The sequence below is a fragment of the Flavobacterium sp. genome (genome assembly GCF_023151265.1).
Classification (GTDB): Bacteria; Bacteroidota; Bacteroidia; order Flavobacteriales; family Flavobacteriaceae; genus Flavobacterium.
The window spans coordinates 1-15,934 of sequence record NZ_JAKLJH010000048.1 but is presented as its reverse complement, the minus strand read 5'-3'; the positions used below and the strand labels follow the sequence as shown (position 1 = coordinate 15,934).

Annotated in this window: 21 protein-coding genes; 12 read left to right on the top strand and 9 right to left on the bottom strand. The window is 30.5% G+C overall.

Translation table 11 applies throughout. The features are described 5' to 3' along the window. A partial coding sequence (locus L6Q46_RS06235) for a DUF4920 domain-containing protein (RefSeq protein ID WP_291283583.1) occupies nucleotides 1–318 on the bottom strand: 318 nt, incomplete at its 3' end. A 272-nt stretch (nucleotides 319–590) separates the two neighbouring features. Between L6Q46_RS06235 and L6Q46_RS06230 the strand changes: the two genes are divergently transcribed. Further along, nucleotides 591–1,658: a branched-chain amino acid aminotransferase gene (locus tag L6Q46_RS06230; RefSeq protein WP_291283582.1), complete on the top strand. Its 1,068-nt coding sequence runs from the start codon at nucleotides 591–593 to the stop codon at nucleotides 1,656–1,658. Between the two features lie 52 nt (nucleotides 1,659–1,710). Here the strand turns inward: L6Q46_RS06230 and L6Q46_RS06225 are convergent, their stop codons facing one another. Continuing rightward, nucleotides 1,711–2,094, bottom strand: a complete 384-nt coding sequence (locus L6Q46_RS06225; RefSeq protein ID WP_111565661.1) for a nucleoside triphosphate pyrophosphohydrolase family protein — start codon at nucleotides 2,092–2,094, stop codon at nucleotides 1,711–1,713. 299 nt (nucleotides 2,095–2,393) lie between these two features. On the opposite strand from L6Q46_RS06225, the gene L6Q46_RS06215 reads away from it, so the two are divergent. Both L6Q46_RS06215 and L6Q46_RS06210 read left to right on the top strand, forming a co-directional pair. Next, on the top strand, nucleotides 2,394–3,422 hold the full coding sequence (locus L6Q46_RS06215; protein ID WP_291283581.1) for a hypothetical protein: 1,029 nt from the start codon (nucleotides 2,394–2,396) through the stop codon (nucleotides 3,420–3,422). A gap of 16 nt (nucleotides 3,423–3,438) precedes the next feature. After that, complete coding sequence (locus L6Q46_RS06210; protein ID WP_291283580.1) at nucleotides 3,439–3,891, top strand: hypothetical protein; 453 nt, start codon at nucleotides 3,439–3,441, stop codon at nucleotides 3,889–3,891. A gap of 34 nt (nucleotides 3,892–3,925) precedes the next feature. On the opposite strand, the gene L6Q46_RS06205 is transcribed toward L6Q46_RS06210, so the two are convergent. The 3 genes from L6Q46_RS06205 to L6Q46_RS06195 are packed head-to-tail and all read right to left on the bottom strand — an operon-like array spanning nucleotide 3,926 to nucleotide 5,903. Continuing rightward, nucleotides 3,926–4,648: a tRNA threonylcarbamoyladenosine dehydratase gene (locus tag L6Q46_RS06205; RefSeq protein WP_291283579.1), complete on the bottom strand. Its 723-nt coding sequence runs from the start codon at nucleotides 4,646–4,648 to the stop codon at nucleotides 3,926–3,928. A 24-nt stretch (nucleotides 4,649–4,672) separates the two neighbouring features. Beyond that, nucleotides 4,673–5,320, bottom strand: coding sequence for a TatD family hydrolase (locus L6Q46_RS06200; RefSeq protein ID WP_291283578.1), 648 nt, complete (start codon nucleotides 5,318–5,320; stop codon nucleotides 4,673–4,675). Then, a complete protein-coding gene (locus tag L6Q46_RS06195; protein WP_291283577.1) occupies nucleotides 5,313–5,903 on the bottom strand; it encodes a DUF1684 domain-containing protein in 591 nt (196 codons plus the stop codon). The genes L6Q46_RS06200 and L6Q46_RS06195 overlap by 8 nt, the downstream gene beginning before the upstream one ends. Before the next feature lie 84 nt (nucleotides 5,904–5,987). On the opposite strand from L6Q46_RS06195, the gene L6Q46_RS06190 reads away from it, so the two are divergent. The 4 genes from L6Q46_RS06190 to L6Q46_RS06175 all read left to right on the top strand — a co-directional run bounded on the left by L6Q46_RS06190 (nucleotide 5,988) and on the right by L6Q46_RS06175 (nucleotide 9,969). After that, nucleotides 5,988–7,214 (top strand): MFS transporter, encoded by a 1,227-nt coding sequence (locus tag L6Q46_RS06190; protein WP_291283576.1) that lies wholly within the window; start codon nucleotides 5,988–5,990, stop codon nucleotides 7,212–7,214. Between the two features lie 85 nt (nucleotides 7,215–7,299). Further along, nucleotides 7,300–7,659: a BlaI/MecI/CopY family transcriptional regulator gene (locus L6Q46_RS06185; protein WP_291283575.1), complete on the top strand. Its 360-nt coding sequence runs from the start codon at nucleotides 7,300–7,302 to the stop codon at nucleotides 7,657–7,659. Between the two features lies 1 nt (nucleotide 7,660). Continuing rightward, on the top strand, nucleotides 7,661–9,769 hold the full coding sequence (locus L6Q46_RS06180) for a M56 family metallopeptidase (RefSeq protein WP_291283574.1): 2,109 nt from the start codon (nucleotides 7,661–7,663) through the stop codon (nucleotides 9,767–9,769). A gap of 59 nt (nucleotides 9,770–9,828) precedes the next feature. Beyond that, nucleotides 9,829–9,969 (top strand): SsrA-binding protein, encoded by a 141-nt coding sequence (locus L6Q46_RS06175; RefSeq protein ID WP_166236213.1) that lies wholly within the window; start codon nucleotides 9,829–9,831, stop codon nucleotides 9,967–9,969. Here L6Q46_RS06175 and L6Q46_RS06170 read toward each other — a convergent pair. From L6Q46_RS06170 to L6Q46_RS06160, 3 genes are all read right to left on the bottom strand, one after another. Further along, the gene (locus L6Q46_RS06170) at nucleotides 9,966–10,544 is read right to left on the bottom strand and encodes a hypothetical protein (protein ID WP_291283573.1); all 579 of its coding nucleotides are present in this window, start codon (nucleotides 10,542–10,544) and stop codon (nucleotides 9,966–9,968) included. The genes L6Q46_RS06175 and L6Q46_RS06170 overlap by 4 nt on opposite strands. A gap of 18 nt (nucleotides 10,545–10,562) precedes the next feature. Then, nucleotides 10,563–10,844: a hypothetical protein gene (locus tag L6Q46_RS06165; RefSeq protein ID WP_291283572.1), complete on the bottom strand. Its 282-nt coding sequence runs from the start codon at nucleotides 10,842–10,844 to the stop codon at nucleotides 10,563–10,565. Between the two features lie 173 nt (nucleotides 10,845–11,017). Further along, nucleotides 11,018–11,680 carry an OmpW family outer membrane protein gene (locus L6Q46_RS06160; protein ID WP_291283571.1) on the bottom strand — a complete coding sequence of 221 codons (663 nt, stop codon included), beginning with the start codon at nucleotides 11,678–11,680 and terminating at the stop codon, nucleotides 11,018–11,020. A gap of 139 nt (nucleotides 11,681–11,819) precedes the next feature. Here L6Q46_RS06160 and smpB point away from each other — a divergent pair, with 139 nt between their 5' ends. Both smpB and L6Q46_RS06150 read left to right on the top strand, forming a co-directional pair. Then, nucleotides 11,820–12,272, top strand: a complete 453-nt coding sequence (smpB, locus tag L6Q46_RS06155) for an SsrA-binding protein SmpB (protein ID WP_291283570.1) — start codon at nucleotides 11,820–11,822, stop codon at nucleotides 12,270–12,272. A 9-nt stretch (nucleotides 12,273–12,281) separates the two neighbouring features. Then, on the top strand, nucleotides 12,282–12,644 hold the full coding sequence (locus L6Q46_RS06150) for a helix-turn-helix transcriptional regulator (RefSeq protein WP_291283569.1): 363 nt from the start codon (nucleotides 12,282–12,284) through the stop codon (nucleotides 12,642–12,644). Here L6Q46_RS06150 and L6Q46_RS06145 read toward each other — a convergent pair whose 3' ends face one another. Continuing rightward, nucleotides 12,645–13,286: a protein-L-isoaspartate(D-aspartate) O-methyltransferase gene (locus L6Q46_RS06145; protein ID WP_291283568.1), complete on the bottom strand. Its 642-nt coding sequence runs from the start codon at nucleotides 13,284–13,286 to the stop codon at nucleotides 12,645–12,647. It lies immediately after the preceding gene. Nucleotides 13,287–13,428: 142 nt separating this feature from the next. Between L6Q46_RS06145 and L6Q46_RS06140 the strand changes: the two genes are divergently transcribed. The 3 genes from L6Q46_RS06140 to L6Q46_RS06130 form a co-directional block, all read left to right on the top strand. Then, entirely contained in the window at nucleotides 13,429–14,394 is a 966-nt protein-coding gene (locus L6Q46_RS06140) for a Gfo/Idh/MocA family oxidoreductase (protein ID WP_291283567.1), read from the top strand. A gap of 342 nt (nucleotides 14,395–14,736) precedes the next feature. Continuing rightward, the gene (locus L6Q46_RS06135) at nucleotides 14,737–15,627 is read left to right on the top strand and encodes a 3-hydroxybutyryl-CoA dehydrogenase (protein ID WP_291283566.1); all 891 of its coding nucleotides are present in this window, start codon (nucleotides 14,737–14,739) and stop codon (nucleotides 15,625–15,627) included. Between the two features lie 63 nt (nucleotides 15,628–15,690). Next, nucleotides 15,691–15,934: DUF1015 family protein (locus L6Q46_RS06130; protein ID WP_291283565.1), on the top strand; the 244-nt coding region annotated here is incomplete at its 3' end.

Below are 15,934 nucleotides of genomic sequence, written 5' to 3'. Positions count from 1 at the left end.
AACAAAAAAACCGTAATCTTTAAACTTTACAAATGAAGATTCTCCTTTACCTAAATCTAATTTCATCCAACAACCTTTTTTCTTACAAACCGAATTAATAGTAGTTTTAAATTGAACAGGAATTGAGTCTCCTTTTTTCAAATTCTTATATTTTTTCAACATAGCATCTTTAGAGATAACTTTATTTGGAGTAAATTTTTCTCCAAAAGAAGCATATCCTGAAAGATTTTGAGCATTTGAATTTGTTGTTTTTTGTGCTTCAACTTGAAATGAGAATAGAATAGCTAAAATTGCTAAAACAAATTTTATTTTTTTCATGGTTATATTTAGATTATGGAACAAATTTAAACAAATTTTCTCAAGTGAGAACTTAAAATTAAAAGTAATGATGAAACCAATATTTTGTTATAAAGTTTAGAAAAAAAGAAATATCATTAAGAAAATCAGTAGTTTGTGAATTAATCGCATGTTAATAATTATTTTGTAAAACATAATAACAAAGGCTATTTTTTATTAAATTTGCAAAAAACATAGAAAAAAAAGGTTTTTTTTGCGAAAACCAAAAGCTTAACAATAACAGTTTGACCCTAATGGAATTAAAAACTTTAAACGAAATTGAAATTATTTCGGCTCCTCATTCAAAAATCAGCGAGGTTGATTTTGAAAACTTAACCTTTGGTAATGTATTTACAGACCATATGTTAGTGTGCGATTATGTAGATGGAGCATGGCAAAAACCTGTTATAGAGCCTTATGCACCTTTCATGATTGATCCTTCTGCTAAAGTTTTCCACTATGGACAAGCTATTTTTGAAGGTATGAAAGCTTACAAAGACCAACAAGATGATGTTTGGTTATTTAGACCTGATGAAAACTACCACCGTTTTAATAAAAGTGCTACCAGAATGGCAATGCCAGAAGTTCCAGAAGATGTTTTCTTAGGAGGTTTGCACCGTTTATTAGAAATTGAAAAAGAATGGGTTAAAAAAGGAAAAGGAAATACATTATATATCCGTCCGTTTATGATTGCAACCGGACATGGTGTAATTGCAGCGCCTTCTCAAGAATACCGTTTTATGATTATTTTATCTCCAGCTCGTGCTTATTATTCGGGAGAAGTTAAAGTAATTATTGCTGAACACTATAGTAGAGCAGCAAACGGAGGAATTGGAGCAGCAAAAGCAGCTGGAAATTATTCAGCGCAATTTTACCCAACAAAATTAGCTAACGAACAAGGTTTCCAACAAATCATTTGGACAGACGATGCAACGCATACTAAGTTAGAAGAAGCTGGAACCATGAATGTTTTCTTTAGAATTAACGATACGATTTATACAGCTCCAACAAGCGAAAGAATCTTAGATGGTGTTACTCGTAAAAGTGTTATCGAATTAGCTCAAAGAGAAAATATAAAAATTGAAGTACGTCCAGTTTTAGTAGAAGAAATTGTAGAAGCTGCTAAAAATGGCTCTTTAAAAGAAATTTTTGGAGCTGGAACGGCTGCAGTAATCAACCCAATTGTTGGATTTTCATTCCAAGACCATTATTATGAATTGCCAAAATTAGAAAATTCAATGGCGCTTGAAATCAAAGAAAAATTAACAAATATTCAATATAAATTAGCAGAAGATACTTTTGGTTGGACAGTTAAAATATAAGAATTCATAAATACCTAAAAAAGGCGATTTCAAAATTGAAATCGCCTTTTTGTTATTTTAAAATTTCTTCAAAATTAGGTTTAAAGTAATTCGGACCTTTCATTACTTTTCCGTCTTCTCGGTAAATTGGCTTTCCGTCTTCGCCTAATTTACTCATATTTGAACGTTGAATTTCATCAAACACTTCTTCTATTTTATGTTGCAATCCGTGTTCTAAAATGGTACCACATAAAATATACAACATATCACCTAAAGCATCAGCAATTTCAACGATATCATTATTTTGAACCGCTTCTAAATATTCTTCGTTTTCTTCTTTCATTAAGTTAAAACGAAGTTCGTTTTTTAAAGTACCTAAATCGGCTTTCATTTCTTCACTAACACCTAAACCATAAGTTTCGTGAAACAACCTTACTGCATTTAATTGTTTTTGCATAATTGATCATAATAAATTTATCTAAATTTAAAAAAATAGATAGTATTAAATTGTTATTTTTGTGAAAATTTTCAATATGTTTTCAACAGGACAAATCTACTTTGCTATTTTCTTTATAATTGCTTTTGTAACCACAATGATATTAGTATATCGTAAAGATTTAAGACAAATGAAACCTTTCTACAAAGGGACATATTGGGTATTTCTTGGATTTTTAGCCTTTATAGGATTACTATTTTTGATAAAAGTCTTGATGAAAGATTAATTTTCTTACTTTTGATAAAACGTAATGCCCCTCGATGAGAATTTTAAAATACATATTACTTCTTTTACTCCTTTTAAGCGTTGCCTTCATTGTTTTTGTGGCTACTCTAAAAGGTGATTATAAAATTGTACGTTCAAAAGAGATTAAAATTGCTCAAGACGTAGTATTCACTTTTGTAACAGATTCTACTTCAAGTGAAGATTGGTCACCTTGGAAATCAAATGAAGCTTCTTTTAAAAATATTAAAGTCATTCCAAACGATAGTTTGGCGCAAAACATAACCATTTCTGAAATTAAAAATGAATCGTTAATGCGATTTCAAAAAACCAAGCAAGGTGTATTGATTACTTGGGAAATGAAAGGGAATTTAAATTTTAATTTGAAATTATTAAGTGTAATTCAAGGTGGTGTTGAAAATGTTTTAGGCGATAAATTAGAAGAAGGTTTAGAAAACATCGATACTTATTTAGTAAAAGAATTAAAAAATTACAACATTAAAATTAACGGATTGGTTACGAAACACATGACCAATTACATACAACAAATTGACACTTGTAGTACAGCTGATTTTCAAAAAGTATCTAAATCAATGTTACAAAACATGATGTCATTTGTAGAAAAGAATGATATTGAAATTTTAGGATTGCCTTTTATTACATACGAAAGCATTAGTTCAAATGATAAAGAAATTATTTTTGCCATGTGTGTTCCTGTTGAAGAAGAAATTTTAACTACTCCAGGAAGTGAAATTTCTGGCGGTCATTTTGATGAATTTTTAGCCGTAAAAACAACTTTAACCGGAGATTACTCTCATCGCAAAGAAGCATGGAATAAAGCTCGAAATTATGGACAAAAATACAAATTAGTAGAAGATTCATTCAACGGAAAATTTATTGAAGTTTACAAAGTAAGTTTACCAAAAGAACGCAAACCTTCAAAATGGGTAACAGAATTATATGTTCCTGTTAAGAAAAAAGTTTATGCTCCAAAACCAAAATTAGAAACTAGTACAGAAGAAGAAACATCTCCTAAAGAAGAAAATTCTACAAATACAAATCAATAATTCAAACTCTATTATAATGAAGAAACTATTTTTAACAATTACATTACTAATTTCAAGTATTACATTTTTAAATGCACAAGAAGTCGAAATTAAAGATGATAAAGTTCTTTTAGATGGAACTCCAATCTTGAAATATGAAAAAATAAATATTTTACAACATTCTTTTTATTCTTTGGAAAGTGATGATGAGATTCTACTTTTTAAATGGCACAATAATGAAACTGATCAATATAGTGACGATGACTACATTATTTTAAACTTTTTAACTGCTAAAACAAAAGTTGAATCTACAAGTGTTGAACATGTAATTGCTGGAATTGGAATGAATTCTAGAAAAAATATGCAAAAACTAGTTAAATGGCTTTTAAAAGAAAAAGTAATAGATGCCAAAGGAAACTTAAACCCTGAAAAAGTGCAAACTTTCTACGATAAATACAACGAAGATATTACCGAAAGAACTTCAAGATAACAAAAAAGGACATTTTAAAAATGTCCTTTTTTTATTATTTATTTTTCCCAATCAAATGCTTTACGACTGTTTCTGCTGCATGCAAACCAAACAAAGCTGGCATCCAACTATTTGTTCCATAAAAAGACTTTTTGAAGTTAGAGCCATCAGTCATTTTTACACTGTCATAATCGGGTCTTTCAAAAGAGTAAACTACTTTAACACCGCTCGAAATTCCTTCTAGTTTTAAACGTTTTCTCACTTGTTTCGCTAACGGACAATAATCCGTTTTACTAATGTCTTTTACACGAACTTTTTCAGCTTCAAACTTGCCTCCTGCTCCCATGTTACTAATAACTTTCACTTTCTTGCGTTTACAAGCTACTATCAAATTGATTTTTGGTGTTAAGCTATCGATGCAATCTAAAACGTAATCAAATTCTGGTGTTACTAATTCAAAAGCACGCTCTGGTGATAAAAACTCTTCAATGCGAGTTAATTTTAAATCAGGATTAATATCCATCAATCTGTCACCAACAATTTTTACTTTTGGTTCACCAACAGTACTATGCAAAGCGGGCAATTGACGATTAATATTGGTAATATCCACTACATCTCCATCTACAATTGTCATAGAACCAACACCTGCTCGCGCTAAAAATTCCGCAGCAAAACTCCCTACTCCTCCTAATCCAACAACTAAAACATTTGCGTTTTCTAATCGTTGAATACCTTCTTCTTTAAATAGCAATACTGCTCTTTCTTTCCACTTTGCCATAATTGGGTTGAATCGTTAAATTGGTTAACTGAAAATCTTTGAAAAATTAGTAAAAACAATCGCTTTCATCTCCTCTACAGAAATTCCTTTTATCGCAGCTGCTTTTTCATAAACTTGATAAATAGTTTCCTCAATAGTATCTGTTTCTAATAAAATTTGATTTTCGGGTGCAAAGGTAAATACTTTTTCTAAATCTGGATTACGAAGTAAGTATTTTCCAAACGAAAGATAGAATCCGCTTTTTAAAAGAGATTGTGCTACTTGTTCGTTTTTTGAAAAACCATGAATAATCATTGGATTTTCAATCTTCATTTCTTTTTTGATGGCAATCACTTCATCATAAGCCGCCACACAATGCAAAACGATAGGCTTATTGGTTTGCTTTACGATTTCCAATTGCTGTTTAAACACTGAAATTTGTCTGTCTAATGGGATTTCAATTCGTTTATCTAAACCACATTCTCCTAATGCTAAACATTCTGGTAATTGCAATTTTTCTTTGATGATTTCCAAATCTTTTTCTAAACGATTTTCATCAATATACCAAGGATGTATACCAATAGAATAATTTGGAACTGATGCATCAAATTCCCAAGGATATTGATTTACGACTTCAATCACATCCGAAAAATTCGAAAATTTATGCGTATGTAAGTTGATAAATTTAGTCATGAAATTTCTTTACTCCAGCATTAATTTCGATATCTAAATCGTTCTCCAAAGGGACAATCGGACACGAATATTCATAATTATAAGCACAATACGGATTATATGCTTTATTAAAATCGATGGTCCATGTTTTTCCTTTTTGCATTCTCATATCAACGTATCTTCCACCAATATAACTTTGTTTTCCACAAGTCAAATCGGAAAAAGGAAGAAATAAATAGTCTTCATAACCCAGTTTTTTCGATAAATCGATGTTCTTATAAACATTCAATTTTAGATCTTTATTATCAATAGTAAAATGAAGTTCACCATATTTCACATACAATGGCGTTCTCGAAGTTGTGGTTTTCATACCAAAAGCTTTCTCTTTTTTGGTTCTAACAAACTTTGCTTCCACAATAAATTTTTCATTCAAAGGAAAAAAATCTAAACCTTTAAAAACTTTTAAATCGGCTTTCATCAAAGGACTTTTCAAAGAATCTGCATAACTTTGATTTAGTTCTGCTTGAAATTTTTCAGCAGAAGTCAAGTCTTTTTGTGCAAACGCAAAAGCTGAACAAAAAAGAAAAAGAATGATTTTTTTCATTGAAAGTATTTTTTACAAAAATATATAATTTCTATAACATTTTATTGTCTTGAGCTTTCGTAATTTTGCATCAGAAATAAAGTCATGTTAAAACGCGCCTTCAATAAATACATCGATAATTTCAGAGGATTTTCTCGCGAAATTTGGATACTTACCTTAATCACTTTCATCAATCGTGCCGGAACTATGGTACTTCCTTTCTTGTCGAAATACTTGAAAGAAGATTTGCATTTTTCGTACAGCCAAGTAGGATGGATTATGGTAAGCTTTGGTTGTGGTTCGATTTTAGGATCTTGGTTAGGTGGAAAACTATCCGACAAAATCGGGTTTTATAAGATCATGATTTTTAGTTTACTAACCAGTGGATTTGCTTTTTTTGGCTTGCAATTCGTAAAAAGTTTTGAAGGTTTACTTATTGCCATGTTCTTAATTATGACGGTTGCCGATATGTTTCGCCCTGCCATGTTTGTATCCTTAGGAGCTTATGCAAAACCTGAAAATAGAACTCGCGCCTTAACTTTAGTTCGATTAGCTATCAACTTAGGCTTTGCAGCTGGACCAGCATTGGGTGGATTATTAATCATGAGTGTTGGATATAAAGGATTATTTTGGGTAGATGGAACAAGTTGCATTTTGGCAATATTAATTTTTTGGATCAAAGTAAAAGAGAAGAAAAAATCAAAATATACTGATAAAGAGCATCCAGGTGAAGTATTAACACATTCCGTTTTTAAAGATACGCCTTTCTGGATTTTCTTAATAGGAACTTTAATTACTGGAATTTTATTCTTCCAATTGTTTACTACCATTCCATTATATCATAAAGAACAATTTAATTTATCGGAATTTCAAACGGGATTATTATTAACCTTAAATGGTATTTTAGTATTCTTCTTAGAAATGCCAATTGTGAGTTACATCGAAAAACACAAAATCAACAAACTAAAAGTCATTACCTATGGCTGTTTAGCGATGGCGATAAGTATTTATTTGTTGTTAGTAAATAATTGGGCTGGAATCTTAATCATCATGATGATTTTCATGACGTTTGCCGAAATGTTCGCCTTTCCTTTTTCGAATTCTTTTGCTATGAGTCGCGCTCCTAAAGGTCACGAAGGTCGTTACATGGCAATTTTTACCATGAGTTATAGTTTGGCTCATATTTTAAGTGCGAAAACCGGAATGGAAATTATTGATTTATTCAGCTATCAAACCAACTGGTTTTTCATGGGAACACTTGGTGTTATTGGTGTTGTACTATTCATGTGGACCAATAAATTGGTAGCTAAAGAACCGCCAAGAAATTTATAAAACTAAAAATTTAGTTAAATAACTATAAAAATAGTTGTAAAACTAAAAATATAGTTATAGATTTGATTTATCAAAACGATAAGTCATGCAAAAACTAACCAATAAAGAAGAAGAAATCATGCATATTTTATGGAAGCTAAAAAAAGCTTTTGTAAAAGACATCATGGAAGAAATTACCGACGAGAAACCCCATTACAATACTCTTTCTACTATTGTTCGTAATTTAGAAGATAAAGGATACGTAGGTTACAATGCTTACGGAAAAACGCATCAGTACTTCCCTATCGTTAAATTGGAAGATTATAGAAAAACCTTTATGAATACAGCTATTGATAACTATTTCAATAGTTCGTACAAAAATTTAGTTTCCTTTTTTGCTGAAGAAGAAAAGATTTCGGCAGACGAACTTCGTGAGATTTTAGCTTTAATCGAAAAAAAGAAATAGTATGGAAAATCTATTAATTTATTTCCTAAAAGTAAACGGACTCATTATTCTGTTTTATTTAATGTACATTATATTTCTTCGAAAAGAAACCTTTTTTACATCAAATCGTTGGTATTTAATTAGTGGTTTGGTTTTGTCATTGATTTTACCTTTGATTACGTTTACCAAAATTATTTGGGTAGAACCAACGCCTATTCCTGAGTTTTATGAAGAGGTAATTCCAATAACAAACAATACAATGGAAGTTCCTATTCAAGAAACGCCTTTGGATTGGTCATTGATTTTAACAACCGCTTACGTAGTAATTTCAATGTTAATCGTAATGAAAATTACGTTTGAATTGGTCTCCTTTTTTAATAGAATCCGAAAAAATAAAAAGCAAAAAGAAACTGATTTTACTTTAATTCATTCCGACACAACCGAAAATCCATTTTCGTTCTTTCATTACATTGTGATTAATCCGAATCGATTTTCTGAAGAAGAATTTCAACATATTTTAACGCACGAAAGCATTCATGTGAAGCAAAAACATTCAATAGATGTATTGCTTTCAAAACTATTTTGTGCCTTCTTTTGGGTAAACCCAATGATTTGGTTGTATCGAAAAGCCATACTTCAAAACTTAGAATTTATTGCAGATAACGAAACTTTTCAGCAAATCGAAAACAAATACGAATATCAAAGAACCTTATTAAAAGTTGTGACTCATCAACACGACTTAAGTATTACTAATCAATTTTATCAATCATTAATCAAAAAACGAATCGTTATGTTACACACAAATCAATCCCACAAAAGAAATGCTTGGAAGTACGGAATTATTCTTCCGCTATTAGTTGGCTTTATGTTATTGTTCCAAATTGAAACAGTGGCGCAAGTAAAGGAAAGTAAAATTGAAGAAACTAATTATGCAGTTACCTCAAATTACTCTTCAATTCTAACAAAAAATAGCACAGATAAAGAATTGGCTGAATTAGAAAAGACTTTTTCAAACGAAAAACATAAACTTAAGATTTCAAACGTAAAGCGAAATAAAAAAGGAGAAATAATCGAAATCAAACTTACATTTGACACAGGAAAAACCTATAATCAAATTCTTGAAAGAAAGTCATCCGAACCAATTGATGCTATTAAAATTTTTATTAATTCTGATAAAGATGATACTATTACTTGCGGTTTTGAAGAAATTTCAAACAACGTTACTGCAGAGTATACTTCAGATGATGAAAACGGAGCAATAAAAATGGATTCTGAAGGCTATACTGTTGATAATATGATTAAAAACGGAAAAAAAGTCAAACTAATTATCAACGGTAAACTACAATCAGAAAACGAAAAAGTTAAAATTCCATTAGACCAAGAGTTAGATGTTTTAAAAGAATTAGATGAAAAAGAATTAAAATCAAAATTCAACATTAACAAAAAAGAAGATGAGATTTACTATGAATTTACGACAAAAAAGGAAGTAGGAATTAGTGATGAAAATAAAAAATTTAAAACGACTACTATATCAACCAACAGTTCAAATAATAAAGAATCTTTCACTTATGATGTTAGCTATAAAAAGAGCGAACAAGTTGATGTAATGAATAATATAAAGAATAATAAAAATATTGATTCTAAAAAAGCACTCATAATTTTTAATGAAAAAGAGATTTCATATAAAGAACTTGATAAAATTAATCCTAACGAAATAGCATCATCTAGCGTAATGACTGCTACAAAGTATGCGTTAGATAAATATGGCGAAAAAGCTAAAAATGGTGTTATTGTAATTGAATCTAAAGATTTTTTTGAAAAAAACAATCCAATTTACAAAGAATACCTAGAATTAAAAAATAATCCAGACAAACCAAAACCAAGAATTATAACTATAAAAAATGGTGATGATGTTGTTGTTTTTGATGGAGACAAAATTAAATTTCCAGGATATCCTACCCACTATTTAAATCAACTAAAATTGGAATTAAAAGGTAAAATTCTTGAAGACAATATTGATTTCATAAAAAACTACGATTTTGAAAAAATTAAAGATCTAATCATTATTGAAGATGAAATGTCTCCAAAAGAAAAGAAAAGAATCAAAAAAATAATTATCGAAACCAAATAACAAAAAATCCCGAGCAACTCGGGATTTTTTATTTTTATATATTTGCCAAAAATTAAACCATGTATAAACTACTTGCCAAACTTAACAAAGCACTATTACCCAGTTTTACAAAACAAGGATTAGATCCTATAAAAGCTAAAAAATGGCAAAAAGCAATTATTGCTTATCGTTATTGGGTTACAGTAAAATCCTTAGATTAATCTATATAGGTTTTGTTTCCGTTTTTATTGATGTAGTATTTTCCACCTCTTGGTCCAGTATATACTTTTTTACCTTTGTATTCGCCTGTTACTTTATCTGTTACTTTTTTTTCAGCTGCTTTAGAAATAGCTGTTTCTTTTAAATCTTCTTTTTCTTCAGCTACAGTTTTTTTAACTTTTGCTTTAGTCTCAGTTGCTTTAGTTTTTGTTTCAGTTTTAGCTTTGGCCTCTGCTTTGTTTGCTTCAGCTTTCGCTTTTCCTGCAGCAGATTTTGCTTCTCCTTTATCTGAAGCACTATTCGATTTTACTTCTTTCTTAGCTTTAGAAATTTTCTCATCTGTTTCTTTTTTTGCCTTCGAAATTTCGTCTTTTGCCTCTTTTACTTTTTTATCGTGATCTTTCTTAGCATCAGCTACTTTCTTATCAACAGCTTTCTTTTTCTTTTCAGCCGCTTTTTTGTCTTTCTCAGTTTGTTCTGTGGTAACTTTCTTAACTTCTTTAGCAGTTTTTGTTTCTTGCGCTAAAGCACCTAAAGTAAATAAAAGGGATAATCCCCAAAGAGCGATTTTTTTCATACTATAATTAATTTAAAATTAAACTATTTTGTGAATTCTTTTTACAGGAATTACAACTCCCTGTTTTAATATAACACGTTCATCTGTAACACCCCAAATAGTAGTTTCTACCATTTTTTTTGACATATCATCTTCAAAATAAATTTGAATTTTAACATGTTCCAAATTCCCTAATGATAAGGCTCTATCTAAATCGTTTTTGCGACCTAAAATAGCTTCTCTATCTTCAAGTACATCCGTTTTTGGAAAATTTAATGATGTGATAAGTTCTTTGTCTATTAATTCAAATGCTGAGTCCATAATTTTCTTAGTTAGGTTAGTTGAATAAATTTATAAAAAAAACTAAATAAATTCATTTTTTTCCATTTTTATTTTAACCTAAAAATTCTTCTAAAGATTTAACAAAATATGTGCCAAAAAAAAAGAGACTGCATTTAAGCAGTCTCTTTTTAATAAAACTAACCAATATGTTATTAAAACTTCATACCAACACCTATTCCTAACAACCAAGGATTAATGTCTACTTCAGCAGGAATACTTAATCCTGGAGCTAAATTTGAAGCATCAACTGTTACATCTGTACTTAAAAATAAACGTTTAGCATCAACATTGATGAAAAATTTATCATCTAACATTAAGTCAAAACCTACTTGAGCTGCGTATCCTAATGCATTATCATAATCTACACCAGCAACATCTCCTGACTTAACATTGTAAAACAAAGTATAATTTACACCTGCTCCAATATAAGGTTTGAAAACTTTTTTGTCTGATGTATAAAAGTGATATTGAGCCGTTAATGTTGGAGGTAATAACCAAACACTACCTAAATTTACATCTCCAGCAGCAGTATTAATTGCTTTTACATCATGTTTTGTTGTTCCTAAAATTAATTCGGCCGCAAAATTTTCTGTAAAAAAGTACGTAAAATCTAATTCAGGAACAATCGTGTTTGAAATAGCAACATCACCACCAATAATTCCAATTTTAGCACTTTCGTCTGGAGCAACTCCTAAAGCTCTTAAACGAACTTGCCATCTTTTAAATTCATTTGTTTTTTCTTCCTTATCTTGCGCATTAACAAAATTTACTGTCATTAAAGACATTGCCATTAAAGCAAAAACTATTTTTCTCATTTTTATTTAGTTTAAAATTATGAGTCAAAGGTAGATGAGTGAAAAAACATAAAAACTGATATAAATCATAGATTAAAAATTATTTATCTGTAATTATCATTTTAAAATGCTACAATTTTAATTTACATTTGTAGTCCTTATGCAAAAAACAGTTAACATACTTAATAAACGTGCTAAATTCGATTACGAAATTTTAGACCGATACACCGCTGGAATCGTTTTAACCGGAACCGAAATCAAATCAATTCGTCTCGGAAAAGCTGCTATTACAGAAAGTTTTTGCGAATTTAATGATGGCGAATTATTTGTTATTAACTCGCAAATTGAAGAATATCTATACGGAACCCACTACAATCACAAAGCAAAAAGTGAACGTAAACTTCTTTTAAACAAGAAAGAATTGAAAAAATTATTTAAAGATTCTGATAATAAAGGTTTGACGATTGTTCCTCTTCGTTTGTTTACCAATGAAAAAGGATTGGCAAAATTAGATATTGCATTATGTAGAGGTAAGAAAAATTACGACAAACGCGAATCGTTAAAAGAACAAGATACCAAACGCGATTTAGATCGAATTAAGAAAAGTTTCTAATCATTTTTTATGAAAGAAATTTTAAAACAAGCCCGAATAGATAAAGAACTTTCAACCAGAAAGTTAGCCGAAATTGCGAAAATCGACCAAGCTTTAATTAGTAAGTTTGAAAACGGATTTCGTATTCCTACCAAAAAACAAATTCAAACGCTTGCCCAAATTTTAGAAATCGATTTAAAACCGTTGTTAGTCGCTTGGTACAAAGTAAAATTAGACCATAATTTCGATTTAAATCCATTTGCCATTCAAGCTATTACCGAAATTCTTCAAGAAAAAGGTATTGAAGTTGGCAATTCATCAAAAGAAAAAGAAATTACTTCCATCTTAGATGAATTAGAAGTTTTAAAACAAAAATTAACGAATCTTCGCTAATTAGTTTTTGTTTTCTAAGAGTGGAACAAATCTAAAATCACCAAATTCGTGTTTCTCAAATTGGGTTTCGTTTTTACGAATCAATAACGTCATAATTTGCTCTTTTTCACCTACAGGAATCACTAACCTTCCTCCTATTTTTAATTGTGCCATCAATGGTTGTGGAATAAATGGTGCTCCAGCAGTTACAATGATACTATCAAAAGGAGCAGCCTCAGATAATCCTTTATAACCATCACCAAATATTAACTTTTTAGGACGAATATTTAATTTTGGCAACAAAAGAGAAGTCTTTTTAAACAATTGATTTTGGCGTTCTATCGAATAAACATTAGCTCCCAATGCAAACAACACAGCGGTTTGATAACCACTTCCAGTTCCAATTTCTAATATTTTATGATCTTTTTGAACTTCTAACAATTGCGATTGAAAAGCCACTGTATATGGTTGTGAAATGGTTTGATCAGCACCTATTGGGAAAGCTTTATCTTGGTAAGCAAAATCTTCAAAACTAGAATCTAAAAACAAATGACGCGGAATTTTTCCAATAGCCGCTAACACGTTTTTATCGGTAATTCCTTTTTCTTCCAATTGCTTTACCAACTGATTTCTAAGTCCTTGATGTTTATTAGTATCTTTCAATTTGGGTTGTTTTTGTTTGGGTAAAAATAGCTTTAAAATCTCAAAAAACAAATCAGAAAATAAACTAACTTTTTTCCGAAGTTTCAGAATTAATCTTTTGCACTTTCAACTAAAATCGTACTTTTGATAAAATTAATTTTTTATGCTAAAAGTGGGAGTTTTAGGTGCAGGTCACCTTGGAAAAATACATTTGCGATTATTAAATCAATCTGAAAAATATGAATTAGTTGGCTTTTACGATGCTTTTGAAGAAAACGCCAACAAAGTTGCAGCCGAATTTGGTTATAAAAAATTCGATTCTATTGCCGAATTAATTGCTGCAGTTGATGTAGTTGATATTGTAACACCAACTATGCAACATTTTGAATGTGCAAAACAAGTTATCGAAGCTGGAAAGCACATTTTCATCGAGAAACCAATTTCAAATACTGTTGCCGAAGCCGAAGAAATCATTGCTTTAACAAACAAATACAATGTAAAAGGTCAAGTAGGTCATGTGGAAAGATTCAATCCAGCGTTTACTGCCGTGAAAGATAAAATCAAAAATCCAATGTTTATTGAAACGCATCGTTTGGCGGAGTTCAATCCTCGTGGAACTGATGTTCCTGTGGTTTTGGATTTGATGATTCACGATATTGATGCGATTTTGAGTGTTGTAAAATCGAAAGTAAAATCAGTAAACGCTAGTGGTGTTGCTGTAATTTCAGATTCACCCGACATTTCAAATGCACGAATTGAATTCGAAAACGGTTGTGTAGCAAATATTACTTCAAGCCGAATTTCCATGAAAAACATGCGTAAATCACGTTTCTTCCAAAAAGACGCTTACATTTCGGTAGATTATTTAGATAAAGTATGCGAAGTAGTTCGTATGAAAGACGCACCCGAAGTTCCAGGTGATTTCGACATGATTTTACAAAATGCTGAAGGCGTAAAAAAACAAATCTATTTTGATAATCCGCAAGTGGATGCTAACAACGCCATTTTAGATGAATTAGAAACATTCGCTGATGCTATAAACAATAATACAACTCCAATCGTAACTTTAGAAGATGGTACAGAAGCACTTCGTGTGGCGTATCAGATTATTGAGTGTATGAAAAGATAAATTTATGAAGATAGAAAAAGGTGATATTATTTCAATTCTAATAAATTTAATTATTTATGTCATCCTTATTTCTATACTATCAATTAATGAGAATACAAAAGATATAATATTTGTTGTAGGTTTTACAACAATTATGATTAGTTCTCTATTATCGTTATTTAAAGTTAATTTAAAAAAGTTCAAATATTTCATTTGGATAAATTTAGTACTTTTCATAATTGCTTATTTATACGATTCTTATGTTTATAATAATGGTGACTTAACTAATCAAATAATCATATTTATTATAATCGCATTAATTTTTGGAATCAAATATTTTAAAAACAAACCTAAAATAAAACAATGAACACAATCGCAGTAATCGGAGCAGGAACTATGGGTAACGGAATTGCTCATACGTTCGCGCAAAGCGGATTTACCGTAAAATTAATAGATGTTTCTGAAAAATCATTAGAAAAAGGAATGGCAACTATCGCCGCTAACCTTGATAGAATGGTAACAAAAGGAAGTATCACCGAAGAAGACAAACACAAAACAATCGGAAATATCATCACGTATACCGACGTTAAAGATGGCGTTGTAGGATGTGATTTAGTAGTGGAAGCGGCTACAGAAAACGTACAATTGAAATTCAACATCTTCAAACAATTGAGCGAAGTTTGTGACCATAACGTAATTTTAGCAACTAACACTTCTTCAATTTCTATTACACAAATTGCTGCTAATGTAGTGCATCCAGAAAGAGTAATCGGAATGCACTTTATGAATCCAGTGCCGATTATGAAATTGGTAGAAATTATCCGTGGATATAACACTTCGGATGAAGTGACTAAAATCATCATGGATTTATCGGTGAAATTAGGAAAAACTCCAACAGAAGTTAACGATTATCCAGGTTTCGTAGCCAACCGTATTTTAATGCCAATGATTAACGAAGCTATCGAAACGTTATACAACGGTGTTGGTGGTGTTTACGAAATCGACACGGTAATGAAATTAGGAATGGCACACCCAATGGGACCATTACAATTAGCTGACTTCATCGGATTAGACGTTTGTTTATCTATCCTAAACGTAATGTACGACGGATTCAAAAATCCAAAATACGCTCCATGTCCGTTATTGGTAAACATGGTAATGGCAGGAAAATTAGGAGTTAAATCAGGAGAAGGTTTCTACGATTACTCAGAAAGCAAAAAAGCAGAAAAAGTTTCGAAACAATTCTTAAAGTAAACAGTCACAGTTTTCAGTCGCAGTTAATCTGAATACTGCGACTGAGACTGTAAACTAAACAAAATGGCTAAAATAAAACCTTTTAAAGCAGTTCGACCAGCGCCAGACAAAGTGGCTTTGGTAACCTGTAGAACGTATGACGATTATAGTTCGGCTGAGCTTGCTGCTTGGTTAGATTTTAATCCGTATTCGTTTTTACATGTGATTCATCCTGCTTATGCCAATGCGCAAAAAGTGTCATTAGAAAAGCGTTTTAAAGCCGTTGCAAATAAATATCAAGATTTTAAACACGACCAAATTCTAATTG

Coding starts and splice junctions, on each gene's coding strand:
- L6Q46_RS06230 (WP_291283582.1), top strand. CDS start 591: ATGGAATTAAAAACTTTAAACGAAATTGAAATTATTTCGGCTCCTCAT.
- L6Q46_RS06225 (WP_111565661.1), bottom strand. CDS start 2,094: ATGCAAAAACAATTAAATGCAGTAAGGTTGTTTCACGAAACTTATGGT.
- L6Q46_RS06215 (WP_291283581.1), top strand. CDS start 2,394: ATGAGAATTTTAAAATACATATTACTTCTTTTACTCCTTTTAAGCGTT.
- L6Q46_RS06210 (WP_291283580.1), top strand. CDS start 3,439: ATGAAGAAACTATTTTTAACAATTACATTACTAATTTCAAGTATTACA.
- L6Q46_RS06205 (WP_291283579.1), bottom strand. CDS start 4,648: ATGGCAAAGTGGAAAGAAAGAGCAGTATTGCTATTTAAAGAAGAAGGT.
- L6Q46_RS06200 (WP_291283578.1), bottom strand. CDS start 5,320: ATGACTAAATTTATCAACTTACATACGCATAAATTTTCGAATTTTTCG.
- L6Q46_RS06195 (WP_291283577.1), bottom strand. CDS start 5,903: ATGAAAAAAATCATTCTTTTTCTTTTTTGTTCAGCTTTTGCGTTTGCA.
- L6Q46_RS06190 (WP_291283576.1), top strand. CDS start 5,988: ATGTTAAAACGCGCCTTCAATAAATACATCGATAATTTCAGAGGATTT.
- L6Q46_RS06185 (WP_291283575.1), top strand. CDS start 7,300: ATGCAAAAACTAACCAATAAAGAAGAAGAAATCATGCATATTTTATGG.
- L6Q46_RS06180 (WP_291283574.1), top strand. CDS start 7,661: ATGGAAAATCTATTAATTTATTTCCTAAAAGTAAACGGACTCATTATT.
- L6Q46_RS06175 (WP_166236213.1), top strand. CDS start 9,829: ATGTATAAACTACTTGCCAAACTTAACAAAGCACTATTACCCAGTTTT.
- L6Q46_RS06170 (WP_291283573.1), bottom strand. CDS start 10,544: ATGAAAAAAATCGCTCTTTGGGGATTATCCCTTTTATTTACTTTAGGT.
- L6Q46_RS06165 (WP_291283572.1), bottom strand. CDS start 10,844: ATGGACTCAGCATTTGAATTAATAGACAAAGAACTTATCACATCATTA.
- L6Q46_RS06160 (WP_291283571.1), bottom strand. CDS start 11,680: ATGAGAAAAATAGTTTTTGCTTTAATGGCAATGTCTTTAATGACAGTA.
- smpB (WP_291283570.1), top strand. CDS start 11,820: ATGCAAAAAACAGTTAACATACTTAATAAACGTGCTAAATTCGATTAC.
- L6Q46_RS06150 (WP_291283569.1), top strand. CDS start 12,282: ATGAAAGAAATTTTAAAACAAGCCCGAATAGATAAAGAACTTTCAACC.
- L6Q46_RS06140 (WP_291283567.1), top strand. CDS start 13,429: ATGCTAAAAGTGGGAGTTTTAGGTGCAGGTCACCTTGGAAAAATACAT.
- L6Q46_RS06135 (WP_291283566.1), top strand. CDS start 14,737: ATGAACACAATCGCAGTAATCGGAGCAGGAACTATGGGTAACGGAATT.